This is a genomic window from Gluconobacter frateurii (assembly GCF_002723955.1).
Classification (GTDB): domain Bacteria; phylum Pseudomonadota; class Alphaproteobacteria; order Acetobacterales; family Acetobacteraceae; genus Gluconobacter; species Gluconobacter frateurii.
The window spans coordinates 383,606-409,739 of the sequence record NZ_BEWN01000001.1; the positions used below are offsets into that span (position 1 = coordinate 383,606).

Genomic DNA, 26,134 nt, shown 5'->3' on the forward strand with positions numbered 1-26,134 from the left:
GCCACGCTGCATCGGTTGGACAGTCTGAAGGACGACAGAGAACGAGATGAACAATTTAGGCCGTAACGTTGCGATCTGGGTGGTCATCATCATGGTCGGAATGGCAGTGCTGACCGCCTTCCAGCCCGGTGGAAGCCAGCACGCTGCCCAGCAGATCGCTTATTCCGATTTTATCCATGATGTGGATGAGCACCAGGTTCGCTCGGTAGTGATTCAGGAACAGAATGTCTCTGGAACGCTGACGAACGGCACGTCTTTCGAGACCTATGCGCCGATGGATCCGGGCCTTCCGGCTCGTCTGACGAGTGCTGGCGTGGAAGTCACTGCCAAGCCGATGGATAGCGGTGAAAGCCCGATCCTGCGGTATGTCGGTGCTTACCTTCCGGTTCTGCTGCTGGTTGGCCTGTGCTTCATGGTGTTCCGCCAGATGCAGGCAGGCGGCGGCCGTGCCATGGGCTTCGGCAAGTCCAAAGCTCGTCTCCTGACGGAGAAGACCGGTCGCGTCACGTTTGATGACGTTGCAGGTATTGACGAAGCCAAGGCCGAACTTGAGGAAATCGTTGAATTCCTCAAGGATCCGCAGAAGTTTACCCGTTTGGGCGGCAAAATCCCCAAGGGGGCTCTGCTGGTCGGTCCTCCGGGTACGGGTAAGACGCTTCTGGCTCGAGCCATTGCTGGGGAGGCAAACGTCCCGTTCTTTACGATCTCTGGTTCAGACTTCGTAGAGATGTTCGTGGGTGTTGGTGCATCGCGTGTGCGCGACATGTTCGAGCAGGGCAAAAAGGCTGCGCCGTGCATCATCTTCATCGATGAAATCGACGCGGTCGGTCGCCATCGTGGCGCTGGCCTTGGCGGTGGTAACGACGAGCGCGAGCAGACACTGAACCAGATGCTGGTTGAGATGGATGGTTTTGAAAGCAACGAGGGCGTTATCCTCATTGCCGCAACGAACCGTCCGGACGTGCTTGATCCAGCTCTGTTGCGTCCAGGCCGCTTTGACCGTCAGGTTGTCGTGCCGAACCCGGATGTAGCCGGTCGTGAGAAGATCCTGCGCGTTCACATGAAAAAGGTGCCGCTGTCTTCTGATGTGGATCCAAAGGTGATCGCTCGCGGCACGCCGGGCTTCTCGGGTGCGGATCTGTCCAATCTTGTGAATGAAGCCGCACTGATGTCGGCCCGTCAGGGACGTCGGACGGTTGGTATGGCTCAGTTCGAGGAAGCCAAAGACAAGGTTATGATGGGTGCGGAACGTCGCTCCATGGTCATGACCGAAGATGAAAAGCGTTCTACGGCTTATCATGAGTCCGGGCATGCCATCTGTGCCATCTTCACCCCGGGCAGCGACCCGATTCACAAGGCAACGATTGTGCCGCGTGGTCGTGCGTTGGGCCTGGTGATGACGCTGCCGGAGAAGGATAATATCTCCTACAGCCGGAAATGGTGCCTTGCCCGTCTCGTGATCGCCATGGGTGGTCGTGTGGCTGAAGAAATCATCTTCGGTCCCGAAGAAGTCAGTGCGGGTGCGTCGGGCGACATCAAGAGTGCCACTGATCTGGCACGCCGGATGGTGACCGAATGGGGCATGAGCGATAAGCTCGGTATGATCTCCTACGGTGATAACGGTCAGGAAGTGTTCCTGGGTCATTCCGTGACGCAGAACAAGAACCTGTCCGAGCAGACGGCCCGTGAGATCGACACGGAGATCAAGGTACTCATCGACACGGCTTATCAGCAGGCGCGTGAGCTTCTTCTGACGCATATCGATGATCTGCATCGTCTGACAGCAGCGCTTCTTGAGTATGAGACGCTGACGGGTGATGACGTAGGCCGTATCATGCGCGGTGAGGCTATTGAGCGCGCTTCGGACGACGAACAGTTGCCCGATAATCGCCGTGCTTCTGTTCCAACAACACGTCCAGGCGCGTTTGATCCGGCTCCACAGGCGGGCTAATCAGACCGTTAACCGCACCATCAGGCGCGTCATTGAGGGGTTTCCCCCTCGATGCCGCGCCTTTTTCTTATCTATTGAGACATGCAGGATTTCATGACCATGGCCAGCAAGAGGGCACTGTTCGGTACGGACGGGATCAGGGGAACAGCCAATACCGCACCGATGACGGTAGAGGTTGCCCAGAAACTCGGACAGGCGGCCGGGCTGCACTTCATGCGCAATCAGAGCCGCCGACACAGTGTTGTTCTGGGCAAGGACACGCGTCTGTCGGGCTACATGATTGAGTGCGCGCTTGTAGCCGGGTTTCTATCTGCGGGCATGGATGTCATTCTTGTTGGTCCGCTGCCGACGCCAGCCATTGCCATGCTGACACGGTCACTCCGGGCCGATCTCGGGGTGATGATTTCCGCATCCCATAACCCCTTCACGGATAACGGTATCAAGCTGTTTGGGCCGGATGGGTTCAAACTTTCCGATGACGTTGAAGGAGAGATCGAGACCCTGATGGGTGAGGACTTGTCTGGGCGCCTGGCGTCTCCGGAGCAGATTGGTCGGGCTTCACGTCTGAACGATGCAGCGGGCCGTTACATTGAGAATGCCAAGGCCTCGTTCCCTCGTGGGTTGCGTCTTGATGGACTGAAGATTGTTCTCGATTGTGCGAATGGCTCGGCCTATCGCGTAGCGCCGACGGCTTTGTGGGAGCTTGGGGCGGAAGTCATTAAGATTGGATGCTCTCCAGATGGTCTGAACATCAACGACGGTGTGGGTTCAACGCATCCAGAGAAACTTTGTGCGGCCGTAAAGGAGCATAAGGCAGATTTCGGAATTGCTCTGGATGGTGATGCTGACCGCGTACTGATCGCCGATGAGAACGGTACCCTGGTCGATGGAGACCAGATCCTCGGTCTGATTGCCAAATTCTGGAAGCAGCATGATCGCCTCCGCAGCACGACTGTTGTGGCGACCGTCATGTCCAACATGGGGCTGGAGAAGGCACTTTCAGAAGTAGGGCTGGAACTCCAGCGGACCGCCGTTGGTGACCGCTATGTTGTTGAGCGGATGCGCGAGAATGGTGGCAATCTCGGTGGTGAGCAATCCGGGCATATGGTGTTGTCCGATTATGCCACGACGGGCGACGGTCTGATTGCTGCATTGCAGGTGCTGGCCGTGTCAGTTGAAACCAAAAAACCAGCTAGCGAAATCTGCAAGGTCTTTGAGCCGTTTCCGCAGCTTCTGAAAAATGTGCGCTATTCGGGTGTGAGCCCGCTGAGCAGTCCTGAACTGGCTGCTGCGAAATCCTGGGCTGAAGAGCGTCTTGCAGGTCGGGGGCGTCTGGTTTTGAGGGCTAGCGGAACGGAGCCGCTGATCCGCGTTATGGCGGAAGCTGAAGACGAGACTCTCGTTGTTGAAGTTGTGGACCATGTCTGTGACGCGATCCGCGCCATTACGGGAAACTAAGCGATGATCGGCCGGGTTTTGACCATTGCCGGAAGTGATTCAGGCGGAGGAGCTGGAATTCAGGCTGATCTCAAGACTGTAACGGCGCTTGGCGGATTTGGCATGAGCGCCATTACAGCTTTGACCGCTCAGAACACGTTGGGCGTCTTTGGTGTTGAAGCTGTGTCGCCTGCGTTTGTGCTTCAGCAGATGCAGGTTGTTCTGGATGATCTTGGAACGGACTGCTGCAAGACAGGCATGCTGGCAAATGCCGCAATCGTTCATGTCATAGCAGATGAATTGGGTCGGCGGTCAGAGCTGCCGCTTGTGCTTGATCCTGTCATGGTTTCCACAAGTGGCTCTGTTTTACTCGATCCCGAAGCAGTGGAAGCCGTGATGACACGCCTGCTTCCTCGCGCTCTGGTTGTAACGCCGAATATTCCCGAAGCTGAAGTTATGACCGGGCAGGTCATCGCCGATCTGCGTGGGATGCGATCTGCGGCGCAGGTATTGCAGGAAAAAGGTGCAGGAGCCGTTCTGCTCAAAGGGGGACATCTTCATGGAGATGAACTTGAAGACCTTCTGGTCTTTCCCGATGGGCGCGAAGTTGTTCTTCGTGGTGAAAGGATAAAGACCCGTCATACGCATGGCACGGGGTGCACTCTGGCGAGTGCGATTGCGACGGGTGTCGCGCAGGGTATGAGTCTGGAGGGTGCGGTTGTGCGTGGAAACCAGTATCTCAAACTTGCGCTGTTACATGCGCCCAAATTGGGGCGGGGACACGGGCCGGTCGATCATGGTGTGACGATCCGGCCTGAATGGCACCAATCCTGAACGCTGCTTTCAGGCGAGTGTTGTAATGGGTTGAACTGCGCGCGGGGGCTCGGCCTGAAGAGTGGAAGTAGCTTCGACGTTTTGTTCGTCACGCAGAATATATCCACGCCCCCAGACCGTTGCGATCAGATTTCCAGCTCCGGCTTTTTGCAGCTTGCGGCGAAGCTTGCAGATGAACACATCGATAATTTTCATTTCTGGCTCATCGATGCCGCCGTACAGGTGATTCAGAAAGGCGTCTTTCGTCAGGACTGAGCCCTTGCGGATAACCAGCAGTTCCAGAATGGCATATTCCTTGCCAGTCAGGTGCAGGGCTGTTCCGTCAACCGTGACGTTCTTGCCGTTCAGATCGAGTTCCAGATTTCCAACCCGCAGGCAGGGTTCGGCAAATCCGCGAGAGCGGCGCATGACTGCCTGAAGGCGAGCGATCAGTTCGCCGGGATCGTAAGGCTTCGTCATGTAGTCATCCGCGCCCATCGAGAATGCCCGGATCTTGGCTTGTGGACGGAGCAGGGCGGACAGAACGAGAATAGGCGTTGTAATGCGGGCGGAGCGGACCCGGCGGATGACGTCATATCCCTCAATGTCGTTCAGCATCAGTTCGAGAACCATCACGTCGTAATCGTAATGGCGGAGCATCTCGATGGCTTCTTCACCTGATGCCGTGTGATCCACGGTGAAAGCGGCTGTCCGCAGGATCTGGGACAGAGTGGCTGCGGCCTGAAGATCACTGTCGACAAGAAGGATACGCATGTTTTTCAACTCCCGGATTGGTGAAGTAATGGTTACTACCTAAGGTTGTGCATGTCGATAGACATAAACCAAAAAGCGTAAATTTTTCATCATTCCTTCATTAAGTGTGTTCGCTTCAGGTTTTGTTAACTCTCTCGGTTTAGCGTTCGAAAAATGATTGAAGCCGCCAAAAAACAGGAAAAAAAGGCGATTTCCGGCCGTCTCAAAGGACTGCTGGAAAAGGTGGCACCCTTGCAACCTGACGGTGCAGTGGGGACGGTCCAAGACGTAACTGGGTTGTGTGTAACAATTCGCGGGCTGGAAGGATTCGTTTCAATCGGAGATCGAATCGCAATCCGTTCTCGTTCCGGGAGCCTCATACAGTCAGAGGTTGTAGGGTTTCATGATGCACATGCTCGGGTCATGGCTTTTGGCAGTCTCGAAGGTATCGGGCCGGGTTGTGAGGCGCGTATTCCCCTGAGCCGTCAGTCTTCGGCGTCTCTTGGAGTTAATGAAAGCTGGCTGGGGCGTGTTGTCGATCCGCTTGGCGTGCCGATGGACGGGAAAGGGGCCTTGGTTCCCGCTCTGGATCAGCAACCTGTTCTCAATTCCCCTCCCAATGCTGCAACGCGCGCAAGGCTTGGAGACAGGATCGATCTGGGCGTCAGGGCCCTTGATGCGTTTACAACCTGTCGGCGCGGTCAAAGGCTAGGCCTGTTCGCAGGATCCGGTGTTGGTAAGTCGACGCTGTTGTCCATGCTGGCGCGGGGAGCAGACTGTGACGTCGCGGTGATTGCGCTTGTTGGTGAGCGAGGCCGCGAGGTTCGCGAGTTTATTGAAGACGACCTTGGCCCGGAAGGTCTTGCGCGAAGCGTTGTTGTGATTGCGACCTCCGACACGCCACCATTGATGCGGCGGGACGCTGCTGTCTCTGCCATGGCGATCGCCGAGCATTTCAGGGATCAGGGCAAATCGGTCCTTCTTCTGATGGATAGCGTAACCCGTTATTGCATGGCCTTGCGAGAAATTGGTCTGTCAGCAGGGGAGCCACCTGCAACCCGCGGGTATCCGCCTTCGGTTTTTGCGGAACTGCCAAAGCTTCTGGAGCGTGCGGGGCCTGGCTATCCGGGCAAGGGAATGATTACGGCTCTGTTTACGGTTCTGGTGGAAGGTGACGATCACAACGAGCCTGTTGCTGATGCGGTGCGTGGTATTCTGGATGGGCACATCGTTCTTGATCGAAAGATCGGAGAGCAAGGACGCTATCCGGCTATCGACGTGTTGCGGTCTCTGTCCCGGGCAGTGCCTGGGTGTAATTCCGCAGAGGAAAACAGGCTAACGCGCCAGGCGCGCGCGACCATGGCAACCTATGAGCGCATGGCCGACATGATCCGGCTGGGTGCCTACAAACCGGGGACGGAGAAAGATGTGGACGAGGCGATCCGCCTTATGCCTCAGCTTGATGCATTTCTGTCTCAGGGGAAAAACGAACGCTCGGGGTGTCTGGATGCCTTTGAGCAGCTTGCAACCATCATGGGCGCGACCGCCTGACCCTTCTCGGAGAAAAGCAATGCGGCAGATGCCACTTGAGGTTCTGCGTCGTCTGAGACGTCACGAACTTGCAGATGTGGAAAAGGCTTTTGCAGAGGCCGTGGCGCGGGAAACTGCCGCAGAAACGGTGCTTGGTCAAAAGCATCAACAATTGCTGATGGAACAGAAGCTGGCTTCTGATCCGACTGCGGATGATGAGGCCGTTGAGGCTTTCAGTCGCTGGCTGCCCGTTGGCCAACGGGCCATTTCTGAGGCTCAGGAAAAATGCCGTCAGGCAGCAATGGACAGAGACTGCATCAGGTCAGCTCTTCTGATGGCGCAGGCGGCCCTGAAGGCCGTGGAAAAGCTGGAAGAAAAACAGCGGGGTGAAATTCAGCAGCATCTTCTTCGCAAAGAGCAGGCTGCTCTGGATGAACTGGCTCTGAGGCAACGAAGCCTAAACTGATCCGTCGCCCCGAAGCATCCCCACCAGATGGTCTGCGGTTCCGATCAGAGCGCAGGCGACTGGATGCGTCTCGTCTCTCACGAACGCCAGAATCAAGGTGGGATTGCTGGGGAAAAGGTCGCTTTCCAGACTGATAACGGGTGCGGTCTTGCCTTCGTTCTGAGCCGCTTCAGCTGCGTGAGCCAAAATGCGGGTGACGGCTTTTTCAAGAGCGGGAAGCACGATGAGATGAGGGGCGGCATGGTTGTCAGCATGCGCTGTAATGAGTTCATCCCATCCTGCTTTCGTGACGAAGGCTGGAATACCGTCAGGCGGTGTTTCGCGTTCGGCACGAAGAATGGCGCCAGATTGGGCCAGGCCAAGAATATTGACGGATGGAAGCGTAGAGGGATCGAGCATCACGGACATGGCGCTGTTTTACCAGCGCTGCGTCCGGAAAAGAAGGCATACCCTTTCCAGAAGGGTATGCCGGAAGACATCAGTGTGGTGGGTTGCCCATGGCCTGCATCAGAGCGTTGACCTGATCCGGGTGGGCTTTGAACAGCGCGACGTTGGACGGGTTGGGAGTAGGCATCCCGGCAGGAACCTGCCCATTGCTGGCAGCCAGTGTCATGCCGAAAGTCGTCATGCCGATAATGAATGTTTCCGGGGTGAAGCCGTGAGAGCGAAGCACTTCCGGGAAGCCGGGCACCTGACTCGTTCGGGCAATCATGTCCTGAAGCCCAAGGCCCTGCGAATTGGGGGGCTGGATATTCCGCCCCTGAAGCTCGCTGATCGTGGAGACCGCGCGTGGCATAAAATCTGCGGGAAGCACGTATCGCATGGCCCGTTCCGCATCAGCACGGAACTGTGGGGGGATCTGTGCAGATTGCTGGCCTGACTGGCCGTCGATCTGTGTCTGGCTGGGAGCGCCTTGAGCGACAGCGGTCAAGGGAGCGATTGCCCCTGTTGCCAAGGCGAGTGCAGGGAGGAGGCCGCGTCGAAAAATCATGAAATTACCCATTCACCAGCACGCATGAGAGGCGTGCGCGTTCCATCCTTGAGGCCGTCGAGATCAATCTTGTCCGACCCAATCATCCAGTCGATATGGATCAGCGAGTCATTAACGCCGCGCTCAAGAAGCTGTTCCGGCGTCAGGCCTTCAATATCGACCATGCATTTGGTGTAAGCCTGACCAAGGGCGATATGGCTGGAAGCATTCTCGTCAAACAATGTGTTCTTGTAGAGAATTCCACTGGAGGAAATTGGAGAGGAATGCGGCACAAGCGCCACCTCGCCAATGCGTCGTGCGCCTTCATCAGTGTCCAGAATGCGGTGCAGAACGTTCTCACCCTTGCTGGCATGAGCCTCGACAATACGGCCATCTTCAAAACGGACGGAAATATCGTCAATCAGGGTGCCCTGATGGAAGAGTGGCTTTGTGCTTGAAACTGTACCATTGACGCGGGAGCGGTGCGGCGTGGTGAAGATTTCTTCCGTCGGAATATTTGGGTTGCAGACAATCCCATTGAGCGCTTCTTCCGAGCCGCCAGCCCAGGCGTGACCGTCTGCCAGGCCTACCGTTAGGTCTGTGCCGGGCCCGGAGAAGTGCAGCGCGTCAAAACGCGTATCGTTCATGTATTTTGCGCGGGCATGGAGGCGCGCATTGTGAGCCTTCCAGTCTGCGACCGGATCCGGAACATCTACGCGGGATGATTTGAAGATGCCATTCCACAGGGCGGTCAGCGCGTCATCTGCTGGCAGGTCGGGGAAAACCTGTGCCGCCCAGGCAGGGGTAGCGCAGGCAATGATGTTCCAGTTCACCGCAAACTGGGTGATGATTTCCATGGCCGGGCGATTGGCGGCGGAGTTGGCGCGGTTGGCGCGGGAAATACGCTCCGGATCCTGCCCTGCGAGAAGGGTCGGATTTGCGCCGGTGATGGCCATGCGCGCGGCCCCGTCCCGGAACGCTTGTGCAATCCCGTTGGCGAGCCATGTTGGGGCTGTATCGAAAGCATCGTCAGAGGCGTGGACGTACCGGGCTAACGTGGCTTCGTCGTCAGCGTACAGGGTGGTGACGAGGGAGGCCCCAGCCTTGTAGGCGTGTTCCGTGACGCGGCGGACCAGTGGCACAGCATCGAGCGGGGCCGTAATGAGAAGCTGCTGTCCAGGCTTGATATTCAGGCCGACGCGGACGGCAACTTCACCAAGTCGATCCAGAAGCTGTTCGTGCGAAAAGGGGGAAGGAACGGGCACGTCTTGCTCTTTCGCAATGAAAAATCTGTCTGTCATGGTGGGGGTTGAACGAGCGAAGTGCAAGAGCGCCTCTGAGGCTTGCGGTTCTTCGTGAGTGCACCCACTCTCAGAGTTCATGGGACGAAATCGAGCATTCGAAAAACGGCTGGAACCGCCTGGGGAGCATGACGATGAGAACTTCTGTGCGTTGTGTGGCCGTGCGATTCCATCGACGGTACGGTCTTCACGCCATCATCTCACGCCCAAGCTGAAGGGGGGCGCCCAAGCGGAAACAGTGCGGCTGCATCAGATTTGCCATAACGCCATTCATGCGCATTTCAGTGAAGCAGAACTGGCGGCGCGTCTGACAGATCCGGAAGCATTGCGGCAAGAAGCCGCTCTTGCGCCGTTTCTGTCATGGATACGCAGGAAGCCCGCGGATTTTCATGCACGAACGCGGCGCGCAGCATCCAAGCATGGGCCGCATCGTGGACGGATGGCCTGAGAGCCCGTAATCTTGCGGAATGCGTCCTGGATTTCATATTTTTGCTGACGACGGTCAGCCCGATCAGCGCCCTTTTGATGTCGCAGTGGTCATGCCTAGCCTACTAAGACCTACCCTGCTTCATGCGTTGCAGTCCGTGTTTGCCCAAATGGGTCATCTGCGGGTTCAGATCATGATCGGGGTGGATGTTGCCCCCCCACCGGGAGCACAGAACATGCTGGAGCAGGCCTGTCAAGGGCGCCCTGAAGGGTGGTCTGTACAAGTCCTGTGGCCGGGATATTCCACATCCGAGCGGCATGGCGGGCTCGGAAAGGCGTGGGATGGCGGCGTGTTGCGGAGTGTGCTGAGCCAGCTCTCCAATGCACCCCGGATTGCCTATCTGGACGATGACAACTGGTGGGCACCCAACCATCTTCAGTCCCTGCTTGAGGCGATTGAAGGACAGGACTGGGCATGGTCCGGGCGATGGTTTGTTCATCCCCAAACATTGAAGCCCGTCTGCGAAGACCAATGGGAATCTATCGGACTGGGCGGCGGTCTGTTTCGTGAAGCGTATGGAGGGTTCGTTGATCCGAACTGCCTGATGATTGATCGCACCCGTGTGCCGGAGGTTTTAGATCTCTGGAATCAGCCTTTGGCTGGGGATCAGACACGAATGACGGCTGACCGGAGTGTTTTCAATTTTCTCAAGTCCCGGCCGGGTCGGCCAAGCGGAAGCTATTCGGCATTTTATGTTCTGACGGAAACGGATGGCATGCATCCGATCCGGCTTCGCTGCATGGGCGAGGCGTGGGACCGGGCTGGCCAATAATCGGCACAAGCCCGGCTCCGATCGTACTTACATGGAGCGGATGGTGTTCCGGCGTGGCGCACGGCGCTGGCGCTGTTGATCCTGCGGCTGCTCCGTGCGGTTGGCAGCGCGGACCGCTTTTTCGCGGGCAGCGGCGCGGAGTTCCGTTTCCAGTTCCTTGATGCGGCGCTGGACACTCTCCTTGAGAGCAGGCGATGTGTGGGACTTCATGGACGCAAGCGTTTCCTTGAGGTCCCGAAGCTGCTTTTCCTTTTCGGCCTGATTGCGGCGGATAGGCTGGTTGTCGGACATCTGTCCGTGGAATGCGCGCATGTCTTGGTCTTTCAGCACGAAATGCCAGAAGCCTCCGCATTTGTCGGAAATGCAGAACGGCGCACGAGGGTGCCCCGGTTGGCCTCTGGGAGGTCATGATCGTGAGGGCGGATCAGTCCGCCCGGCTGTGATTCAGGATCGGTTGCTCAGAATGATGGCCCGAAGGGCGTCAATCAGGCGTGTGCAGGCCTCGTCAGTTCCGATCGTGACGCGTAGCCAGTTCTGGATACGCGGGGTTGAAAGATGCCGCACCAGGATCGAGCGCTCGCGCAGGGCGGCGGCGACCGATCCGGCCGGATGCGCCGGATGACGCATGAGAATGAAGTTGGCACAGGATGGCAGGACTTGGAAGCCGAGATTTTCGAGTTCCGGAACAAGCGTCGCACGGCTGGCGATGACCTTGGCCGTGATGTCCATCAGCCAGTCCGTATCCTGGATGGCAGCGATTGCACCTTCCTGCGCCGGGCGTGACAGGGGGTACGAGTTGAAGCTGTCCTTCACGCGGATCAGCCCTTCGATCAGTTCCGGGGAGCCGATCGCAAAGCCAACTCGCAGCCCCGCCAGGGCATAGGATTTGGAGAGTGTCTGCACGACCAGAAGGTTGTCATGACGCTTTGTCAGGGGAATGGCCGACTCGGCACCGAAATCCACATAGGCTTCGTCGATGATGACGGTCCGATCCGGGTGGCGGAGAGCCAGCGTTTCGATCTGTTCCAGTGAAAGGGCGAGACCCGTATTGGCATTGGGGTTAGCAACCACTACACCGCCGCACGGGCCGTCATAGGCGTCGATGGCGATCTCATAGTCATCATTGAGCGGGAACTGTTTGAATGGCTGTTCGAACAGGCCGCAATAGACTGGGTAGAACCCGTATGTGACGTCTGAGAAATAGAGCGGTGCGTCGTCGTGGAACAGGGCACGGAAAGCGTGAGCCAGCACTTCGTCTGAGCCGTTGCCAACGAAAACGCAGTCTGCCGGAACGTCAAAACGCTCGGCAATGCTTTCGCGCAAAGCGGCGGCTGTCGGGTCCGGATACAGGCGGAGCGTATCTGTCGCGGAGGCTCTGATGGCGTCCAGCACTTTCGGGCTAGGACCATACGGAGATTCGTTGGTGTTGAGCTTGAGCAGGTTGGTCAGTTTTGGCTGCTCGCCCGGAACGTAAGGGTCTAGCTCGTGGACGCGACGGTTCCAGAAGCGGCTCATGCGCCTGTCCCTTCGGTGAAAAGGCCCGTCAGGTTCTGGCGCTCAGCCAGATCACGAGCCGAAACACCATCCATGTCCCGGTGTTCAGGGTTGGCACCGGCGGAAAGCAGAAGTCGCGCCATATCTGCTCGACCGAACATCACTGCAAACATAAGCGGTGTCCGTCCCGAGAAATTGGCATGATCGACCTGTGATCCATGGTCGATAAGAATTTTGGCAATATCCGTCAGGCCTTTGAAAGCTACGCCGGACAGGGCTGTTGCGCCCTTGAGGTCGGTGGCTTCCGTATTGGCGCCACGTTGCAGGAGCAACCGGGCCGCGTCCATATGTCCGTTATAGGTCGAGACAATAAGGGCCGTATATCCGCGGCTGTCTGGTGTATCAATGGCCATGCCTGCATCGAGAAACTGGGTCAGCAGGTCCGTGTCACCCTCGCGGGCGGCGTCAATGAACAGGGCGGTAATCTGTTCGGGCGTGAAGTTGACGGTCTGTGCGTTCATGACGGTTTCCACCAAGGGGACAATCTGGCGCTAGGTTAGCGGCTTGAGGAAGGGGACGAAAGGGCAACGGTTTCACCGTTTTCCAGTGCCTTGAAGAGAGGTTGTCGATCCTGAAGAGCGATCTTCAGACGAGCGCCCGGTTCCAGGATTGCCTCATCCGTAAGCTGGAAAGTCCCGAAATGGATGGCCATAGCGTGAGCCGGCTTGAGGGTGTCAAAGGCCATGACGGCTTCTTCGGGATTCATGTGAACCCGTCGCATGAAATTGCGCGGCTCGTAGGCGCCAATGGGCAGAATGGCGAGATCCATCGTCTCCCAGCGTCGATGTATTGCTGCAAAGTGACCGCCCCACGCGGTGTCGCCAGCGAAGAAGACCTTTTTACCCTCAGCTTCAATCATGAAACCGCCCCACAGAGCCTTGTTCTGATCGAAAGGGGTGCGGGCACTTCCATGCAGGGCGGGGGTTGCCGTGAGGCGCGCGCCTTCGGCTTCTGTCTCGGCCCACCAGTCGAGTTCAACGATGCGCGCCAGACCGGTCTTCTCCAGATGTCTGCGATTGCCGGGTAGAGAAATGCACAGCGCGTCATTCTTTTCAGCCAACACACGCAGAGTCGGAAAATCCATATGGTCGTAATGGCAGTGCGACACCAGGATCAGGTCGATCGGTGGGAGGGCATCCAGCGGAATACCCGGCGACCTCACGCGTTTGGGACCGAAACTGCGGAAGGGGGAGCAGCGTTCTGAAAACACCGGGTCCGTGATGATGCGTAGTGGTTCACGTCCCTGCCGACCGAACTGAAGCAGGACGGTAGCATGGCCGATGAAGGTTGCGAGACATTCACCGGGCGCGGGAGCAGTCAGGGTGTGGGGTGTCTGGGGTGGCAGGGCATCAGGCCAGCGGGGACGCAGGCTGAGCTGCCATTTCAGAATATTTCGGAAACGCTGACCCCGTGTGCGCACAGGGCCAGTTTCATCCGGACGCCACGAAGGTGGGTTAAAATAGCGTGTTCCGTCGAAGTGTAGCGGGTTGTCGTCGAGCACAAGACCGTGTTTCACAATATGGTTTACCCATCAAGCATTGCGTCAGACGTGATATCGCGTCATGCCGTGGCTGCAGAAGGTGCGGGGGCATCATTCACCTTTCCCCCGCTCGTCACAAGCCGGAGACCCCATACCGATGAGTACCCTTCCTGAACTCGGTATCAATACCATCCGCACACTCTCCATGGACGCTGTCGAGCGCGCGAATTCCGGTCATCCCGGAACGGCGATGGCTCTGGCTCCGGCCATGTATGCGCTGTGGCAGCATGATCTGAACTATGATCCGGCCGATCCGCTATGGCCGGCCCGCGACCGTTTTGTTCTGTCCGTCGGGCATGCGTCCATGCTGCTGTACTCGACGCTGTTCCTCACAGGCGTCCGTGATATTCAGGACGACAAGGTTGTCGAGAGCCCGGCTCTGACGATTGAGGACCTGAAGCAGTTCCGTCAGCTGAATTCCCGCACGCCGGGCCATCCGGAATACCGCTTCACGGCAGGCGTCGAAACGACGACTGGTCCACTGGGTCAGGGCTGTGGCAATTCCGTCGGTATGGCGATTGCCGAGAAGTGGCTGGCTGAGACGTATAACCGTCCCGGCTTCAAGTTGTTCGACTATCACGTCACGGTTTTCTGTGGCGATGGCGACATGATGGAAGGTGTAGCCTCGGAGGCAGCGTCCACAGCTGGTCATCTTGGTCTTGGCAACCTGACTTGGGTTTACGATTCCAACCAGATTTCCATTGAAGGTTCGACGGACCTTGCCCTCACGGAAGACGTTGGCAAGCGTTTCGAAGCCTACAAGTGGCATGTCCAGACGCTGACGGACGGCAATGACGTTCAGGCAATCCTGAAGGCGCTTCAGGAAGCCAAGAAGGTCACGGACCGCCCGAGCATGATCGTTCTGAAGACGGTTATCGGTTATGGCGCTCCGAAGAAGGCCGGTACGGCATCCGCTCATGGCGAGCCGCTTGGCGCGGACGAGATCAAGGGCGCGAAGGCTTCTTATGGCTGGCCGGAAGGTGCGGGTGACTTCTATGTGCCGGACGGCGTGAAGGAGCACTTCGCAGAAGGTCTGGGCAAGCGCGGTGCTGCTGCCAGTGCCCAGTGGCGTGAACTGTTCTCGGCTTACAAGGAAGCGCATCCGAAGGAAGCTGCTGAACTTGAGGCCATTTTCGAGCATCGCCTGCCAGAGGGCTGGGATAAGGACATTCCGGTCTTCGAAGCTGATGCCAAGGGCGTCGCCTCCCGTGCAAGCTCTGGCCAGGTGCTGAATGCCGTTGCCAAGAACCTGCCCTGGATGATCGGTGGTTCCGCTGACCTGACGCCATCTACGAAGACGGACATCAAGGGTGGCGGATCGTTCCAGCCGCCGCAGTGGGGTGGCACCTATGGTGGCCGCAACCTGCATTTCGGTGTGCGTGAACACGCGATGGGCTCGATCTGTAATGGTATCGCGCTGTCCGGTATCCGTGCCTATGGCTCCGGCTTCCTGATCTTCTCGGATTACATGAAGGCCCCGATCCGTCTGTCGGCCATCATGGAACTGCCGGTCACCTATATCTTCACTCATGACTCCATTGGCGTCGGTGAAGATGGTCCGACCCATCAGCCAATCGAACAGCTTGCTCAACTTCGCGCGACCCCGGGCATCATGACGATCCGTCCGTCCGACGCCAACGAGGTGGCAGAAGCCTGGCGCACGCTGATCCCGATGACGCACAAGCCTGCTGTTCTGGCTCTGAGCCGCCAGAATCTGCCGACGATCGACCGCAGTAAGTATGCAGCGGCATCCGGTCTGGCGAAGGGTGCGTACGTTCTGGCCTCCTGTGACGGTAAGCCGGATGTGATTCTGATGGCGTCGGGTTCTGAAGTATCGCTGGTTGTCGAAGCTTATGAAAAGCTTAAGGCAGAAGGTGTGAAGGCTCGCGTGGTATCGTTCCCAAGTTTTGATCTTTTCGAAGAGCAGCCTCAGGAATACCGCGATTCAGTCCTGCCGCCTGACGTGATTGGCCGCGTGGCCGTTGAGCAGGCAGCAGCCTTTGGCTGGGACCGATACGTCGGTCTCGGCGGTGCGATCATCGCCATGAATACGTTTGGTGCATCGGCTCCGGCCTCTGCACTTCTGACCAAGTTCGGGTTTACGCCGGAAGCAGTCTTTGACGCCGCAAAGCGTCAGGCCGCCCGTAGCAAGTAAGGAGAGAGCCTGTGGCAGACACAATCTCTAATACCGGCCTAGATAAAGTGGGCAGTGTCCTGCGGGATCTGGAAAAGCACGGCCAGTCCCCATGGCTGGATTTCATCCAGCGCAGCTTTACGGAAAATGGCAGTCTCAAGAAGCTCGTCGAGGAAGACGGGCTTCGCGGGGTCACTTCCAATCCGGCCATTTTTGAGAAAGCCATCGGCAAGGGGACGGAATACGATCCCCAGATCCGCAAGCTTCTCGAAGGGGAAGGTCTCTCTGCTGGAGACCTTTACGAACACCTCGCGATTGATGACATCCGCGCCGCCTGCGGTGTTCTCTATCCGGTGTTCGAAAAGACGAAGGGTCTGGACGGTTACGTCAGCCTTGAAGTCTCTCCATATCTTGCATTTGACGCGCACGGTACCATCACGGAAGCCCGTCGCCTGTGGAAGGCTGTCGGTCGCAAGAACCTGATGGTCAAGATCCCGGGCACGGAAGAAGGCACGGGTGCGATCCGCGAAGCGATTGCAGACGGCATCAACATCAACGTGACGCTGCTGTTCTCCCTGGAGGCATACAAGGCTGTTCTGGAAGCTTACATTTCCGGTCTTGAAGCTCGCGCAGCCCGTGGGGAAGACATTTCCCACATTTCCAGCGTGGCGTCGTTCTTCGTCAGCCGCATCGACGCGAAGATCGATGGTGAGATCGACCGCCGCGTCGCTGCTGGCGACAAGGATGCGGAAGCGCTCAAGGCTCTGCGTGGCAAGGTTGCCATCGCAAATGCCAAGATCGCCTATCAGTATTATCTGGACGTCAAAAAGAGCCCGCGCTGGCAGGCACTCGCTGCCAAGGGTGCAAACCCGCAGCGTCTGCTCTGGGCCAGCACCGGCACGAAGGACAAGGCTTATTCTGACGTCCTGTACGTCGAAGAACTGATTGGTCCGGAGACGGTCAACACCATTCCGCCCGCAACCTTCGATGCTTTCCGTGATCATGGCAAGCTCCGTGAGAGCCTGACGGAAAACGTTGAAGAAGCCCGTCACGTTCTTGCTGAGGCGGAGCGCCTTGGTCTGGATCTGGCCGGTGTTACGGCGAAGCTGGTGAAGGATGGTTGTGCATCCTTCTCTGAATCCTTCGATACCCTTCTTGGTGCGGTCGCTGAAAAGCGGGAGTCTGTGCTGGGAAAACGGTTGCTCCACGTCACAGCTGACCTTCCCTCTGATATCCGCGACGATGTTGCGGAATCCGAGAAGGCGTGGAGCAAGGAAGGTCTGGTCCGTCGCATCTGGGCGAAGGACGCATCTGTCTGGACGAATGGGCCGGAAGCCGGTTGGCTGAACTGGTTGACCATCGTTCAGGACCGTCTGTGGCACATCGAAGAGCTGGAACTTCTGGCTCGTGATGTCCGCAGCCGTGGGTTCACTGACATTCTTCTTCTGGGTATGGGCGGTTCGAGCCTGGGTCCGGAAGTGCTGGCCGAGACGTTCGGTCAGCAGGAAGGGTGGCCGAAGCTGCATGTTCTCGACAGCACGGACCCTCAGCAGGTCCGGACATACGAGAAGGCAGTCGATCTCAAGAAGACCCTGTTTATCGTGGCTAGCAAGTCTGGCGGCACGCTGGAGCCGAACATTCTGTTCGCGCATTTCTGGACGGTCGCCGGTCAGGCTCTAGGCAAGGCTCCGGGCGATAACTTCATCGCCATCACGGATCCTGACTCCCACATGCAGAAGGTCGCCGAAGAAAACGGCTTCTGGCGGATTTTCTACGGTGATCCGAAGATTGGTGGCCGGTTCTCCGTGCTGTCTAACTTCGGTCTGGTGCCTGCCGCTGTTAGTGGGCTGGATATCCGCAAGTTCCTGACAATCACTACCCTGATGGTCGAGAGCTGTGGTCCCAGTGCACCGGCGCACGTCAATCCGGGTGTGACCCTGGGTTTGATCCTTGGTCATTCGGCCAAGTGCTTCGGCCGCGACAAGGTAACGATCCTCGCGTCCAAGGGCATTGCGTCCTTTGGTGCATGGCTTGAGCAGCTCATTGCCGAGAGTACCGGCAAGAAGGGCACGGGCCTTGTTCCGATTGATGAAGAAGAACTCGGTACGCCTGACGTCTACGGCAAGGACCGCGTTTTCGTGGATCTGCTGCTGGGTGACGAAACCCCTGACAGCCGTCTGGGCGCGCTGCGCGAAGCGGGTGCTCCGGTTGTGACGGTGCGTCTGGCAGACAGGAACGAGATCGGTCAGGCTTTCTTTGTCTTTGAATTCGCTACGGCTGTTGCTGGTGCGGTTCTGGGCATTGATCCGTTTGATCAGCCGGATGTCGAGTTCAGCAAGGTGGAAACACGCAAGCTGACCACGGCTTACGCTGAAACCGGTTCCCTGCCGGCTGAGGCACCGTTTGCTGGTGATGGAAACCTCTCATTCTACGCGGATGAGAAGAATGCTGCTGCCTTGGGTAGCGGTGATACGGTCTCCATTCTGAAGAAGCACTTCGAACGTGTTGGACCGGGCGACTATGTGGGCCTTCTGGCTTACATCGAACGCAACCGGGAGACGCGTGACTGGGCGCAGGACGTCCGTATGGATCTGCGGAACGCACTCAAGGTTGCTACGGCCGCCGAGTTCGGGCCCCGGTTCCTCCACTCGACAGGCCAGGCCTACAAGGGCGGCCCGGACAGTGGTGTTTTCCTTCAGGTCACTGCGAAAGATGCGGCTGATGTTCCGGTTCCGGGGCATGGCTTCAGCTTTGGTGTCGTCAAGGCGGCACAGGCTCGCGGTGACTTCGAGGTTCTTTCAGCCCGTGGGCGTCGTGCCCTGCGGGTGCATATTGATGGACCACTGGAAGAGGGCCTGAAGACCCTTGCGGCGGCCATTCATAAAGCGATTGCAGGAGCATAAAGCATGCGTATCGGTATCATTGGTCTGGGTCGTATGGGCGGGAATATCGCCGTCCGTCTGACCCGGCATGGACATGATGTTGTTGTGCATGACCGTACTGCTTCTGTGACGGAAGCTATTGTGAAGCGGTCGGAAGCCGGCCGCGCCACAGGAGCGGACACCGTTGAAGCTCTCGTGAAGGGTCTCGAGGGCGACACGCATCGCGTCGTCTGGGTCATGCTGCCTGCCGGTCCGATCACCGAGGCCTGTGTGAAGCAGCTCGGAACCCTTCTGGGCAAGGGTGACGTCATCATCGACGGTGGCAACAGCTACTACAAGGATGACGTCCGTCGTGCGGAAGAACTTGCTGCGAAGGGCATTTCCTACGTTGACGTTGGTACGTCCGGCGGCGTGTGGGGCCTGGAGCGCGGATACTGCATGATGTATGGCGGCCCGAAGGAAGCGGCGGATTATATTGATCCGATCCTGGCTGCTCTGGCTCCAGGCAAGGGCGATGTTCCTGTTACGCCGAACCGGGATGCCACCAATCTCGATCCCCGCGCCGAGCAGGGCTATCTGCACTGCGGTCCATCGGGGGCCGGTCACTTCGTGAAGATGGTTCATAACGGCATTGAATACGGCATGATGCAGGCCTTCGCTGAAGGCTTCGACATCATGAAGAGCAAAAACTCTCCTGTTCTGGCTGAAGGTGAACGCTTCGACCTGAACATGGCGGATATTGCCGAAGTCTGGCGTCGTGGCAGTGTCGTGTCGTCCTGGCTGCTGGATCTGACGGCAGAGGCTCTCGCCAAGTCTGGTGAACTTTCCGAGTTCTCGGGTGAAGTTGCTGACTCTGGTGAAGGTCGCTGGACGATCGAAGCCGCTATTGAAGAAAATGTGCCGGCGCCTGTCATGACGGCGGCTCTCTTTACCCGTTTCCGTTCACGGTCGGGCAATAACTTCGCCGAGAAGATCCTCTCGGCGCAGCGTTTCGGCTTCGGCGGTCACGTCGAGCAGAAATAAGCCCCTTTGACGGATGGGCAAGGGGGAGTGGGCACAGTATGCTCATTCCCCCATTCAATATGGCCGACCGACAGGGGCTTGCATGTCCATTGATCTTGATACCATTCACGCGGAACTTCCCCCATTGCCGGATACGATCCGGATGGTTGTTTCCGACATGGATGGAACGCTCCTGACACCGGAAAAGACGATCGCCCCTTCCACGCTGGCGATGGCCAAAGAACTTCAGAAGCGTGGTATTCCGCTCTGTCTGGCAAGTGCGCGGCCTCCGGCTGCAATGACAAAATACATCTCACAACTTGGGTTGAACGGTCAAAACGCTGGTTTCAACGGTGGCATTATCTTTGGGCCAGATGGAACGCCGACGGTCAGCCGTGTGCTCTCCCGCGATGTGCTTTCAGTGGTGCATGACATGCTGCATGTTCATGGGATCGAGACCTGGCTTCTGCGACAGTCGCATTGGATGGTTAGTGATGCTGCGACACCGTTTGTGGAGCATGAGCGCCGCATTACAGGCCTGACCCCGCATGAAGTGCCGGATCTGCGTCATGAATTTGATGGGATCGGCAAGGTCATGGGGGTCACCAATAACTACGATCTGCTCCAGCGTGTTGAGACGGAACTGGCAGCCATGCTTCGGGGTGAGGCAAGTGTGCGCCGTTCTTCCGAAATGTTGCTCGATATTACGCCTGCGCTCGCCAACAAGGGTGAAGCCGTGCGTGAACTGGCCCTCGCCCATGGCGTGGCGCCGCATGAAGTGGCCTGTCTGGGTGATGCCCACAACGACCTGCCGATGTTCTCCGTCGCAGGGTTGGGTATTGCCATGGGACAGGCTGAAGACGATGTGAGAGCCGCTGCCCAGGTTCGCACTGACACCAATGAGCGTGATGGCTGGGCCAAAGCCGTCGAGCGCTTCATTCTCCCAAGGGTCAAGAATACATGACAACCGATATCCGTACTGCCACGCTGGAAACACTGCCAAATTCAGATGCAGTCGCCCTTCGAATGGCGGATCTTCTGGTCGAAGGTGTTCTTGCCAAGACTGATGGCAAGTTCCGCGTGGCATTGTCGGGTGGATCAACGCCGAAGCGTCTGTTCGAACTGCTGGCCGAGCCGGAACTGGCAAAGCGTATTCCCTGGGAGCGGGTCGAGCTCTTCTATGGCGATGAGCGTCATGTCCCCGAAGGGCATGCGGATAGCAACCATACGGTTGGGCAGTCTGTTTTGATCAGCCGCGTTCCGGTTCCCCCTGAAAACGTGCACCCGATCCCGACTGGCGGGACGGTAGAGGCAGATGCGCGCGCTTATCAGAAGACGCTTGAGACGGCCTATGGTGCGACGGAGCTTGATCCGGCTCGCCCGCTGTTTGATCTCGTGATGCTGGGGCTTGGAACGGATGGCCATACCGCCTCACTGTTCCCGGGAGAACCGGTGCTTCAGGAAAAGATGGCATGGGTGGGAACGGCGGCTCCCAAGACAGCGCCTTATGAGCGTATCACGCTGACCTATCCTGCCATCCACTCCAGTGCTCTGGTCGTTTTCCTTGTGACCGGGGCCTCCAAGGTCGAGATGCTGAAGCGCCTGCGGGAAGGGGACAAGACCCTGCCATCCGCGAATGTGACCAGTGAAGGGCGCATCGTCATTCTGGCGGACCGGGCAGCGGCAGGAGAAGCAGCATGAGTTCGGATATGGAGACCCACAAGCGCACCGCAGCCCGTCGTGCTGCGGATATGGTGCAGAGCGGGATGGTCGTCGGGCTCGGAACGGGCAGTACCGCAACGTACATGATTGAGCGACTGGGCGAGCGTGTTGCGGAGGGTCTTCACATTGTGGGGATTCCAACGTCCGAAGACAGTGCCCGCAAGGCACAGAAAGCCGGTATTCCCCTGACCGATTTTGCGGCTCATCGCCGGATTGATATTGCCATTGATGGGGCGGATGAAGTCCAGCGTGGCCCGCTGAACCTCATCAAGGGGCTTGGCGGGGCACTTTTGCGCGAAAAGATCGTGGCGCAGGCTGCGAAGAAATTCGTCGTGATCGTGGATGGAAGCAAGCCTGTGGATCACCTTGGCGAGCGTGCTCCGGTTCCCGTGGAAGTGATTTCTTTTGGCTGGGAATGCACGGCAGAACGGTTGTCAGCCTGCGGTGCCAAAGGCGTCAAGCCGCGGACCGACCGTGACGGAAACCTGTTTGTCAGTGACAATGGCAATATGATTCTGGACTGCACGTTTGGCCCGATCGAGGACCCGGAAGAACTGGCGCGCCAGATAGACGCGATCGTAGGCGTGGTGGAGCACGGCATGTTCCTGAACATGGCGTCTGAAGTTCTGGTTGCGACAGAACAGGGAGTGGAACGATGGGAACCATAGGGACTGTCCAGTCTGTTGGAACCATGGGAGTCAGGCCGCGGTTTCTGGTCGTGATGGGGGTTTCCGGGACCGGAAAGACGACAATCGCCACCGGCCTTGCGACCCGTCTCGGGTGGCATTTTCAGGAAGGGGATGCTCTCCATCCCCAGAGTAATGTCGACAAGATGAGTTCCGGTCAGCCTTTGACGGACGAAGACCGCAAGCCCTGGCTGGAACTGTGCCACGACTGGTTGAGCAAGGAAGTGAAAGCCGGTCACGGTGCAGTGCTGACCTGCTCTGCGCTTAAGCGCATCTATCGTGAACAGCTTCGGCGAGATCTGCCTGTCGAATTCATTCACATTCGTGTAGCGTCGGGCACCCTGGTTGATCGCATGACCCATCGAAAGGGTCATTTCATGCCAGCCAGCCTGTTGCCGAGCCAGCTCTCTACTTTTGAGGAGCCAGGGGATGATGAGCCAGTCATTCATGTCTGTGGCGAAGATCATCCTGATGTCGTGCTGGAGAAACTGATCCAGCAATTTCGTGACGAAGAAAACCAGAAAGAACTTCATGCGGCTGTTGGTTGATGCGGATGCCTGCCCTGTAAAAGATGAGATCTACCGTGTGGCAGGCCGCTATGGCCTCCAGACGCTTGTTGTTGCCAATCGGTGGATCAATATCCCCCAGTCACCTTTGATCGAACGCGTGGTAGTACCGGAAGGCCCGGATGTTGCGGATGACTGGATTGCGGAACAGGCCGTTGCTTTCGACATCGTGATTACAAATGACGTGCCACTTGCCGTCCGGTGTCTGGACAAGAGCGCGGCAGTTCTTCGGCCAAACGGCGAAGAAATTGATGAACGGTCCGTTGGAATGGTCTCGGCCATGCGGGATCTGATGCATGATCTGCGCGAAACCGGCACAGTGAACACCTACAATCCATCTTTCGGAAAAGCCGATCGGAGCCGGTTTCTTTCCGCTCTCGATACGCTCATTGTGCGACTCCGCAGGAAAGCTGCCCTTTCCAAAGTGATCCCCAGTTGCTCATAAATGATCCACAGGGACGTCCCCGGAGATGTTCCATGAATCTGGGGATAAGAGTCCGCAGCTGAGGAAAAAGCGCCCATGAATCCGTTGCGTCTGTCCCAGTTGGAAATGTTCTGTGCAGTCGTCGAGACGGGAACGGTAGTTGCGGCGTCACGAAAGCTGAATTGTGTGGCGTCCAACGTGACAACGCGCCTGCGCGAGCTGGAACAGTTGCTGGGGCAGGAGTTGTTTGCGCGCGAAAAGAACCGCCTGCTTCTGACACCGGAAGGGCGGTTATTTCATCAACAGGCCAAAGCCGTCGTGGATCAGGCGCGTCAGTTGACGGATCTGTTTTCGGAGGGAACGCCAAAGGGTGTTTTGACGGTTGGTGCGCTGGATGTGGCGCTCAAGAAATACCTGCCGGATCGCGTTCCCCGGTTTCTGACGTCAGCGCCGGGAGTGGAAATCAGGCTTCTGATCCGGCCGACGGATACCCTTGAGCGCATGCTGGTGGACGGGGAGATCGATCTGGCCCTGACAGACGGGCCGATCGAGCATCCCATGATGGGAAGTGCTTTTGCTTTCCGGGAACGTCTGGCGATTATTCTGCCAAACGGACAGGATGTTTTACGGTCTGGCCAGGCTGTTTTCCTGTTTAATACGGACTGCCTGTATCGACGGTATTTCGAGGCCTGGCTGGAGCAGGGCGGCGTTGGTGGCGGCCTTATTCACACGATAGAGTCCTATGATGTCATTCTTGCGTGCGTAGAGGCAGGGTTGGGGATTTCCTGCATTCCCCAAAGCGTTCTTTCAACACTGAAGGGGAACCAGCTTTCCAGTGTGAACGTGCTTTACCCGGATGATCTTCGTGGAAGCGATATTTACGCTGTCTGGCGCGAACCGGGATTAGGCCCCCTTGGTCAGATGTTTGTCGACAGCCTAAAGACCGCAGTAGAATAATCACAAAAAGTGAATGGTATGCTGATTTATCATCACTTTTAATAATCAACTGCTTTTGTCAGTCTCCGCTCATCGACTGAACCGGCGACGGTCTCATGCGTCTGACACAGTACAGCGCAGGACGCGTCGCCCTGAATACAGGAGCAGTCAATGGCTACGAAATACGATCTCTTTATCAATAATGAATGGGTCGCTCCGGAAACCAACGAATGGATTTCCGTCGAGAACCCAGCAACCAAAGAAACAGTGGGGCAGGCTGCCCGGGGAGGAGAAGCAGATCTCGACAGGGCTGTTGCCGCCGCCAAGGCTGCATTTCCTGCTTGGAGCCGCAAGACAGCGACTGAGCGTGCGGACTACGTGCAAGCTCTTAAGGATCTCGTGAAACGGGACAAAGAGAAGTTGGCTGAGACCATCACGTCTGAAATGGGCAAGCCGCTCAAGGAAGCCCGTGTTGAGGTTGATTTTGCGATTGGGCTTCTAAGGTTTGCAGCGGAGAACACGTTGCGGCTTCAGGGCGAAATCATTCCAGGCAGCACGTCGGATGAGAAGATCCTGATCGACCGTGTTCCCTTGGGTGTCATTGGTGCCATCACGGCGTGGAATTTCCCGTTGGCCCTTTGTGCACGCAAGATTGGTCCTGCCATCGCCGCTGGCAACACGATCGTCGTGAAGCCTCACGAGTTGACGCCTCTCGCATCGCTCCATCTGGCGAAGCTGGTTGAAGAAGCGAAAATCCCTAAGGGTGTCGTAAATATTGTCACGGGTGATGGACCGGAAGTTGGCGTACCACTGGTTGCACATCCGGACGTGAAGCTCATTACCATGACGGGTTCTACGCCTGCGGGTAAGAAGATCATGGCAGCGGCGGCGGAAACGCTGAAGGAAGTCCGGCTCGAGCTGGGTGGCAAGGCACCTTTCCTTGTCATGGAAGATGCCGATCTGGAAAAAGCTGCCGAGGCCGCCGTGCAGTCCCGTTTTATGAATACGGGGCAGGTCTGTACCTGTAATGAGCGCACTTACATTCACGAAGCCGTCTATGACGAATTCGTTCAGAAGGTTCGTCAGAAGATCGCGGCACTGAAGGTTGGGCTCCCGACTGATCCGGAAACGGATATGGGGCCAAAGGTCAGCGAAGATGAACTGAAGAAAGTTCACGAGATTGTTGAAAAGGCCATCAAGCAGGGTGCGAAGCTGGAAACCGGTGGCAAGCGGCTGACAGGCGGTGTTTACGACAAGGGCTATTTCTATGCGCCCACACTTCTGACGGATGTCTCGCAGGATATGGACATAGTCCATAACGAGGTCTTCGGCCCGGTCATGTCTCTCATCAAGGTGAAGGACTTCGATCAGGCGCTCGCCTGGGCCAACGATTGCCGTTACGGGCTGTCGGCCTATCTCTTCACAAAGGATCTGGGCCGCATTCTGCGCATGACCCGCGAACTGGAGTTCGGTGAGGTCTATGTGAACCGTCCGGGCGGCGAAGCACCGCAGGGCTTCCACCATGGCTACAAGGAAAGTGGCCTTGGCGGTGAGGACGGACAGCATGGGCTGGAAGCCTATGTGCAGACCAAGACGGTTTATCTCAACGCCTGATTTCTCTGAGGGCAGCCCGGAAATCGGGCTGCCTTTTTTCATGAAAGGACCGGGAACATGGTTAAAGTTGCAGCACTGGCCACGGATGGCCTTGAAGAAATCGAACTGACCTCCCCCAAGGAAGCACTGGAAAAAGCTGGTGCGACTGTCACCGTGATTTCGCTGAAAGCCGGCGAATTTCAGGCCGTGAACAAGGACATCTATCCGTCGAACAAAATCCGTGCGGATCTGGCGATTGTTGAAGCAAAGGCTTCAGATTTCGATGCTCTTCTGCTTCCGGGTGGTCTGGCTTCACCGGATGCCCTGCGTATGAACAAGGATGTCGTGGCATTTGTGAAAGCGTTCGTGAAGGCCAACAAGCCGATTGCCGCGATCTGCCATGGTGCCCAAACGCTGATTGAAGTGAATGAACTGCGCGGTCGCACCGTAACGTCGTGGCCAGCCATCAAGACCGATTTTCAGAATGCTGGCGCGGATTGGGTGGACACGGAAGTCGTGACAGACGGGCCTTATGTGTTTTCCCGCTGCCCTGATGATCTCCCGGCATTCAACAAGGCCATCATCAAGCATTTCAAACTCGGCTAACGGCTTATC

The 26,134-nt window shown here is 57.4% G+C and carries 26 protein-coding genes; 18 read left to right on the forward strand and 8 right to left on the reverse strand.

All coding sequences use genetic code 11. The features are described 5' to 3' along the window. Nucleotides 1–46: 46 nt before the first annotated feature. The 3 genes from ftsH to thiD all read left to right on the forward strand — a co-directional run bounded on the left by ftsH (nt 47) and on the right by thiD (nt 4,222). The gene (ftsH, locus tag GFR01_RS01715) at nt 47–1,951 is read left to right on the forward strand and encodes an ATP-dependent zinc metalloprotease FtsH (RefSeq protein ID WP_063904303.1); all 1,905 of its coding nucleotides are present in this window, start codon (nt 47–49) and stop codon (nt 1,949–1,951) included. Nucleotides 1,952–2,050: 99 nt separating this feature from the next. Next, entirely contained in the window at nt 2,051–3,409 is a 1,359-nt protein-coding gene (gene glmM, locus GFR01_RS01720) for a phosphoglucosamine mutase (RefSeq protein WP_167384184.1), read from the forward strand. Between the two features lie 3 nt (nt 3,410–3,412). Further along, nucleotides 3,413–4,222, forward strand: a complete 810-nt coding sequence (thiD, locus tag GFR01_RS01725; RefSeq protein ID WP_099181036.1) for a bifunctional hydroxymethylpyrimidine kinase/phosphomethylpyrimidine kinase — start codon at nt 3,413–3,415, stop codon at nt 4,220–4,222. 9 nt (nt 4,223–4,231) lie between these two features. Here thiD and GFR01_RS01730 read toward each other — a convergent pair whose 3' ends face one another. Continuing rightward, complete coding sequence (locus GFR01_RS01730; protein ID WP_099181037.1) at nt 4,232–4,975, reverse strand: response regulator transcription factor; 744 nt, start codon at nt 4,973–4,975, stop codon at nt 4,232–4,234. Nucleotides 4,976–5,128: 153 nt separating this feature from the next. Between GFR01_RS01730 and fliI the strand changes: the two genes are divergently transcribed. Both fliI and GFR01_RS01740 read left to right on the forward strand, forming a co-directional pair. Then, entirely contained in the window at nt 5,129–6,505 is a 1,377-nt protein-coding gene (gene fliI, locus GFR01_RS01735) for a flagellar protein export ATPase FliI (protein ID WP_099181038.1), read from the forward strand. A 19-nt stretch (nt 6,506–6,524) separates the two neighbouring features. Continuing rightward, nucleotides 6,525–6,950 (forward strand): flagellar export protein FliJ, encoded by a 426-nt coding sequence (locus GFR01_RS01740; protein WP_063904299.1) that lies wholly within the window; start codon nt 6,525–6,527, stop codon nt 6,948–6,950. On the opposite strand, the gene GFR01_RS01745 is transcribed toward GFR01_RS01740, so the two are convergent. From GFR01_RS01745 to GFR01_RS01755, 3 genes are all read right to left on the reverse strand, one after another. Beyond that, the gene (locus GFR01_RS01745; protein ID WP_174694639.1) at nt 6,942–7,358 is read right to left on the reverse strand and encodes a hypothetical protein; all 417 of its coding nucleotides are present in this window, start codon (nt 7,356–7,358) and stop codon (nt 6,942–6,944) included. The genes GFR01_RS01740 and GFR01_RS01745 overlap by 9 nt on opposite strands. A 70-nt stretch (nt 7,359–7,428) precedes the next feature. Next, the gene (locus GFR01_RS01750) at nt 7,429–7,941 is read right to left on the reverse strand and encodes a hypothetical protein (RefSeq protein WP_063904595.1); all 513 of its coding nucleotides are present in this window, start codon (nt 7,939–7,941) and stop codon (nt 7,429–7,431) included. Beyond that, nucleotides 7,938–9,221 carry an aminopeptidase gene (locus GFR01_RS01755; RefSeq protein ID WP_099181039.1) on the reverse strand — a complete coding sequence of 428 codons (1,284 nt, stop codon included), beginning with the start codon at nt 9,219–9,221 and terminating at the stop codon, nt 7,938–7,940. Before GFR01_RS01755 ends, GFR01_RS01750 begins: the two co-directional genes overlap by 4 nt. Before the next feature lie 79 nt (nt 9,222–9,300). Between GFR01_RS01755 and GFR01_RS01760 the strand changes: the two genes are divergently transcribed. Next, on the forward strand, nt 9,301–9,669 hold the full coding sequence (locus GFR01_RS01760) for a hypothetical protein (RefSeq protein ID WP_174694640.1): 369 nt from the start codon (nt 9,301–9,303) through the stop codon (nt 9,667–9,669). Between the two features lie 19 nt (nt 9,670–9,688). Further along, nucleotides 9,689–10,480, forward strand: coding sequence for a glycosyltransferase (locus GFR01_RS01765; protein WP_099181040.1), 792 nt, complete (start codon nt 9,689–9,691; stop codon nt 10,478–10,480). A gap of 27 nt (nt 10,481–10,507) precedes the next feature. Here GFR01_RS01765 and GFR01_RS01770 read toward each other — a convergent pair whose 3' ends face one another. The 4 genes from GFR01_RS01770 to GFR01_RS01785 all read right to left on the reverse strand — a co-directional run bounded on the left by GFR01_RS01770 (nt 10,508) and on the right by GFR01_RS01785 (nt 13,550). Beyond that, complete coding sequence (locus GFR01_RS01770) at nt 10,508–10,792, reverse strand: hypothetical protein (protein ID WP_099181041.1); 285 nt, start codon at nt 10,790–10,792, stop codon at nt 10,508–10,510. 132 nt (nt 10,793–10,924) lie between these two features. Further along, a complete protein-coding gene (gene hisC, locus GFR01_RS01775; protein WP_099181042.1) occupies nt 10,925–11,995 on the reverse strand; it encodes a histidinol-phosphate transaminase in 1,071 nt (356 codons plus the stop codon). Further along, the gene (locus tag GFR01_RS01780; protein WP_240283300.1) at nt 11,992–12,495 is read right to left on the reverse strand and encodes an ankyrin repeat domain-containing protein; all 504 of its coding nucleotides are present in this window, start codon (nt 12,493–12,495) and stop codon (nt 11,992–11,994) included. The genes hisC and GFR01_RS01780 overlap by 4 nt, the downstream gene beginning before the upstream one ends. A gap of 35 nt (nt 12,496–12,530) precedes the next feature. Further along, nucleotides 12,531–13,550 (reverse strand): MBL fold metallo-hydrolase, encoded by a 1,020-nt coding sequence (locus tag GFR01_RS01785; RefSeq protein ID WP_244902107.1) that lies wholly within the window; start codon nt 13,548–13,550, stop codon nt 12,531–12,533. Between the two features lie 121 nt (nt 13,551–13,671). Between GFR01_RS01785 and tkt the strand changes: the two genes are divergently transcribed. From tkt to GFR01_RS01840, 11 genes are all read left to right on the forward strand, one after another. Beyond that, on the forward strand, nt 13,672–15,729 hold the full coding sequence (gene tkt, locus GFR01_RS01790; protein ID WP_099181044.1) for a transketolase: 2,058 nt from the start codon (nt 13,672–13,674) through the stop codon (nt 15,727–15,729). Nucleotides 15,730–15,740: 11 nt separating this feature from the next. Then, nucleotides 15,741–18,611, forward strand: coding sequence for a bifunctional transaldolase/phosoglucose isomerase (locus GFR01_RS01795; protein WP_099181045.1), 2,871 nt, complete (start codon nt 15,741–15,743; stop codon nt 18,609–18,611). A 3-nt stretch (nt 18,612–18,614) separates the two neighbouring features. Continuing rightward, nucleotides 18,615–19,613, forward strand: a complete 999-nt coding sequence (gene gnd / locus GFR01_RS01800; protein WP_099181046.1) for a phosphogluconate dehydrogenase (NAD(+)-dependent, decarboxylating) — start codon at nt 18,615–18,617, stop codon at nt 19,611–19,613. An 82-nt stretch (nt 19,614–19,695) separates the two neighbouring features. Next, nucleotides 19,696–20,556 (forward strand): Cof-type HAD-IIB family hydrolase, encoded by an 861-nt coding sequence (locus tag GFR01_RS01805; RefSeq protein WP_244902108.1) that lies wholly within the window; start codon nt 19,696–19,698, stop codon nt 20,554–20,556. Further along, the gene (gene pgl, locus GFR01_RS01810; protein ID WP_099181048.1) at nt 20,553–21,293 is read left to right on the forward strand and encodes a 6-phosphogluconolactonase; all 741 of its coding nucleotides are present in this window, start codon (nt 20,553–20,555) and stop codon (nt 21,291–21,293) included. Before GFR01_RS01805 ends, pgl begins: the two co-directional genes overlap by 4 nt. Continuing rightward, nucleotides 21,290–21,982 carry a ribose-5-phosphate isomerase RpiA gene (gene rpiA / locus GFR01_RS01815; protein ID WP_063904288.1) on the forward strand — a complete coding sequence of 231 codons (693 nt, stop codon included), beginning with the start codon at nt 21,290–21,292 and terminating at the stop codon, nt 21,980–21,982. The genes pgl and rpiA overlap by 4 nt, the downstream gene beginning before the upstream one ends. Beyond that, nucleotides 21,970–22,548, forward strand: a complete 579-nt coding sequence (locus tag GFR01_RS01820) for a gluconokinase (protein ID WP_063904287.1) — start codon at nt 21,970–21,972, stop codon at nt 22,546–22,548. Before rpiA ends, GFR01_RS01820 begins: the two co-directional genes overlap by 13 nt. Beyond that, complete coding sequence (locus GFR01_RS01825; protein WP_099181049.1) at nt 22,532–23,011, forward strand: YaiI/YqxD family protein; 480 nt, start codon at nt 22,532–22,534, stop codon at nt 23,009–23,011. The genes GFR01_RS01820 and GFR01_RS01825 overlap by 17 nt, the downstream gene beginning before the upstream one ends. A 75-nt stretch (nt 23,012–23,086) precedes the next feature. Further along, nucleotides 23,087–23,947 (forward strand): LysR family transcriptional regulator, encoded by an 861-nt coding sequence (locus tag GFR01_RS01830; protein WP_099181050.1) that lies wholly within the window; start codon nt 23,087–23,089, stop codon nt 23,945–23,947. Nucleotides 23,948–24,097: 150 nt separating this feature from the next. Further along, nucleotides 24,098–25,540 carry an aldehyde dehydrogenase gene (gene aldA, locus GFR01_RS01835; RefSeq protein ID WP_099181051.1) on the forward strand — a complete coding sequence of 481 codons (1,443 nt, stop codon included), beginning with the start codon at nt 24,098–24,100 and terminating at the stop codon, nt 25,538–25,540. A 57-nt stretch (nt 25,541–25,597) separates the two neighbouring features. Beyond that, nucleotides 25,598–26,125: a type 1 glutamine amidotransferase domain-containing protein gene (locus GFR01_RS01840; RefSeq protein ID WP_099181052.1), complete on the forward strand. Its 528-nt coding sequence runs from the start codon at nt 25,598–25,600 to the stop codon at nt 26,123–26,125. Nucleotides 26,126–26,134 lie beyond the last annotated feature (9 nt).

Coding starts and splice junctions, on each gene's coding strand:
- ftsH (WP_063904303.1), top strand. CDS start 47: ATGAACAATTTAGGCCGTAACGTTGCGATCTGGGTGGTCATCATCATG.
- glmM (WP_167384184.1), top strand. CDS start 2,051: ATGGCCAGCAAGAGGGCACTGTTCGGTACGGACGGGATCAGGGGAACA.
- thiD (WP_099181036.1), top strand. CDS start 3,413: ATGATCGGCCGGGTTTTGACCATTGCCGGAAGTGATTCAGGCGGAGGA.
- GFR01_RS01730 (WP_099181037.1), bottom strand. CDS start 4,975: ATGCGTATCCTTCTTGTCGACAGTGATCTTCAGGCCGCAGCCACTCTG.
- fliI (WP_099181038.1), top strand. CDS start 5,129: ATGATTGAAGCCGCCAAAAAACAGGAAAAAAAGGCGATTTCCGGCCGT.
- GFR01_RS01740 (WP_063904299.1), top strand. CDS start 6,525: ATGCGGCAGATGCCACTTGAGGTTCTGCGTCGTCTGAGACGTCACGAA.
- GFR01_RS01745 (WP_174694639.1), bottom strand. CDS start 7,358: ATGTCCGTGATGCTCGATCCCTCTACGCTTCCATCCGTCAATATTCTT.
- GFR01_RS01750 (WP_063904595.1), bottom strand. CDS start 7,941: ATGATTTTTCGACGCGGCCTCCTCCCTGCACTCGCCTTGGCAACAGGG.
- GFR01_RS01755 (WP_099181039.1), bottom strand. CDS start 9,221: ATGACAGACAGATTTTTCATTGCGAAAGAGCAAGACGTGCCCGTTCCT.
- GFR01_RS01760 (WP_174694640.1), top strand. CDS start 9,301: ATGGGACGAAATCGAGCATTCGAAAAACGGCTGGAACCGCCTGGGGAG.
- GFR01_RS01765 (WP_099181040.1), top strand. CDS start 9,689: ATGCGTCCTGGATTTCATATTTTTGCTGACGACGGTCAGCCCGATCAG.
- GFR01_RS01770 (WP_099181041.1), bottom strand. CDS start 10,792: ATGCGCGCATTCCACGGACAGATGTCCGACAACCAGCCTATCCGCCGC.
- hisC (WP_099181042.1), bottom strand. CDS start 11,995: ATGAGCCGCTTCTGGAACCGTCGCGTCCACGAGCTAGACCCTTACGTT.
- GFR01_RS01780 (WP_240283300.1), bottom strand. CDS start 12,495: ATGAACGCACAGACCGTCAACTTCACGCCCGAACAGATTACCGCCCTG.
- tkt (WP_099181044.1), top strand. CDS start 13,672: ATGAGTACCCTTCCTGAACTCGGTATCAATACCATCCGCACACTCTCC.
- gnd (WP_099181046.1), top strand. CDS start 18,615: ATGCGTATCGGTATCATTGGTCTGGGTCGTATGGGCGGGAATATCGCC.
- GFR01_RS01805 (WP_244902108.1), top strand. CDS start 19,696: ATGTCCATTGATCTTGATACCATTCACGCGGAACTTCCCCCATTGCCG.
- pgl (WP_099181048.1), top strand. CDS start 20,553: ATGACAACCGATATCCGTACTGCCACGCTGGAAACACTGCCAAATTCA.
- rpiA (WP_063904288.1), top strand. CDS start 21,290: ATGAGTTCGGATATGGAGACCCACAAGCGCACCGCAGCCCGTCGTGCT.
- GFR01_RS01820 (WP_063904287.1), top strand. CDS start 21,970: ATGGGAACCATAGGGACTGTCCAGTCTGTTGGAACCATGGGAGTCAGG.
- GFR01_RS01825 (WP_099181049.1), top strand. CDS start 22,532: ATGCGGCTGTTGGTTGATGCGGATGCCTGCCCTGTAAAAGATGAGATC.
- GFR01_RS01830 (WP_099181050.1), top strand. CDS start 23,087: ATGAATCCGTTGCGTCTGTCCCAGTTGGAAATGTTCTGTGCAGTCGTC.
- aldA (WP_099181051.1), top strand. CDS start 24,098: ATGGCTACGAAATACGATCTCTTTATCAATAATGAATGGGTCGCTCCG.
- GFR01_RS01840 (WP_099181052.1), top strand. CDS start 25,598: ATGGTTAAAGTTGCAGCACTGGCCACGGATGGCCTTGAAGAAATCGAA.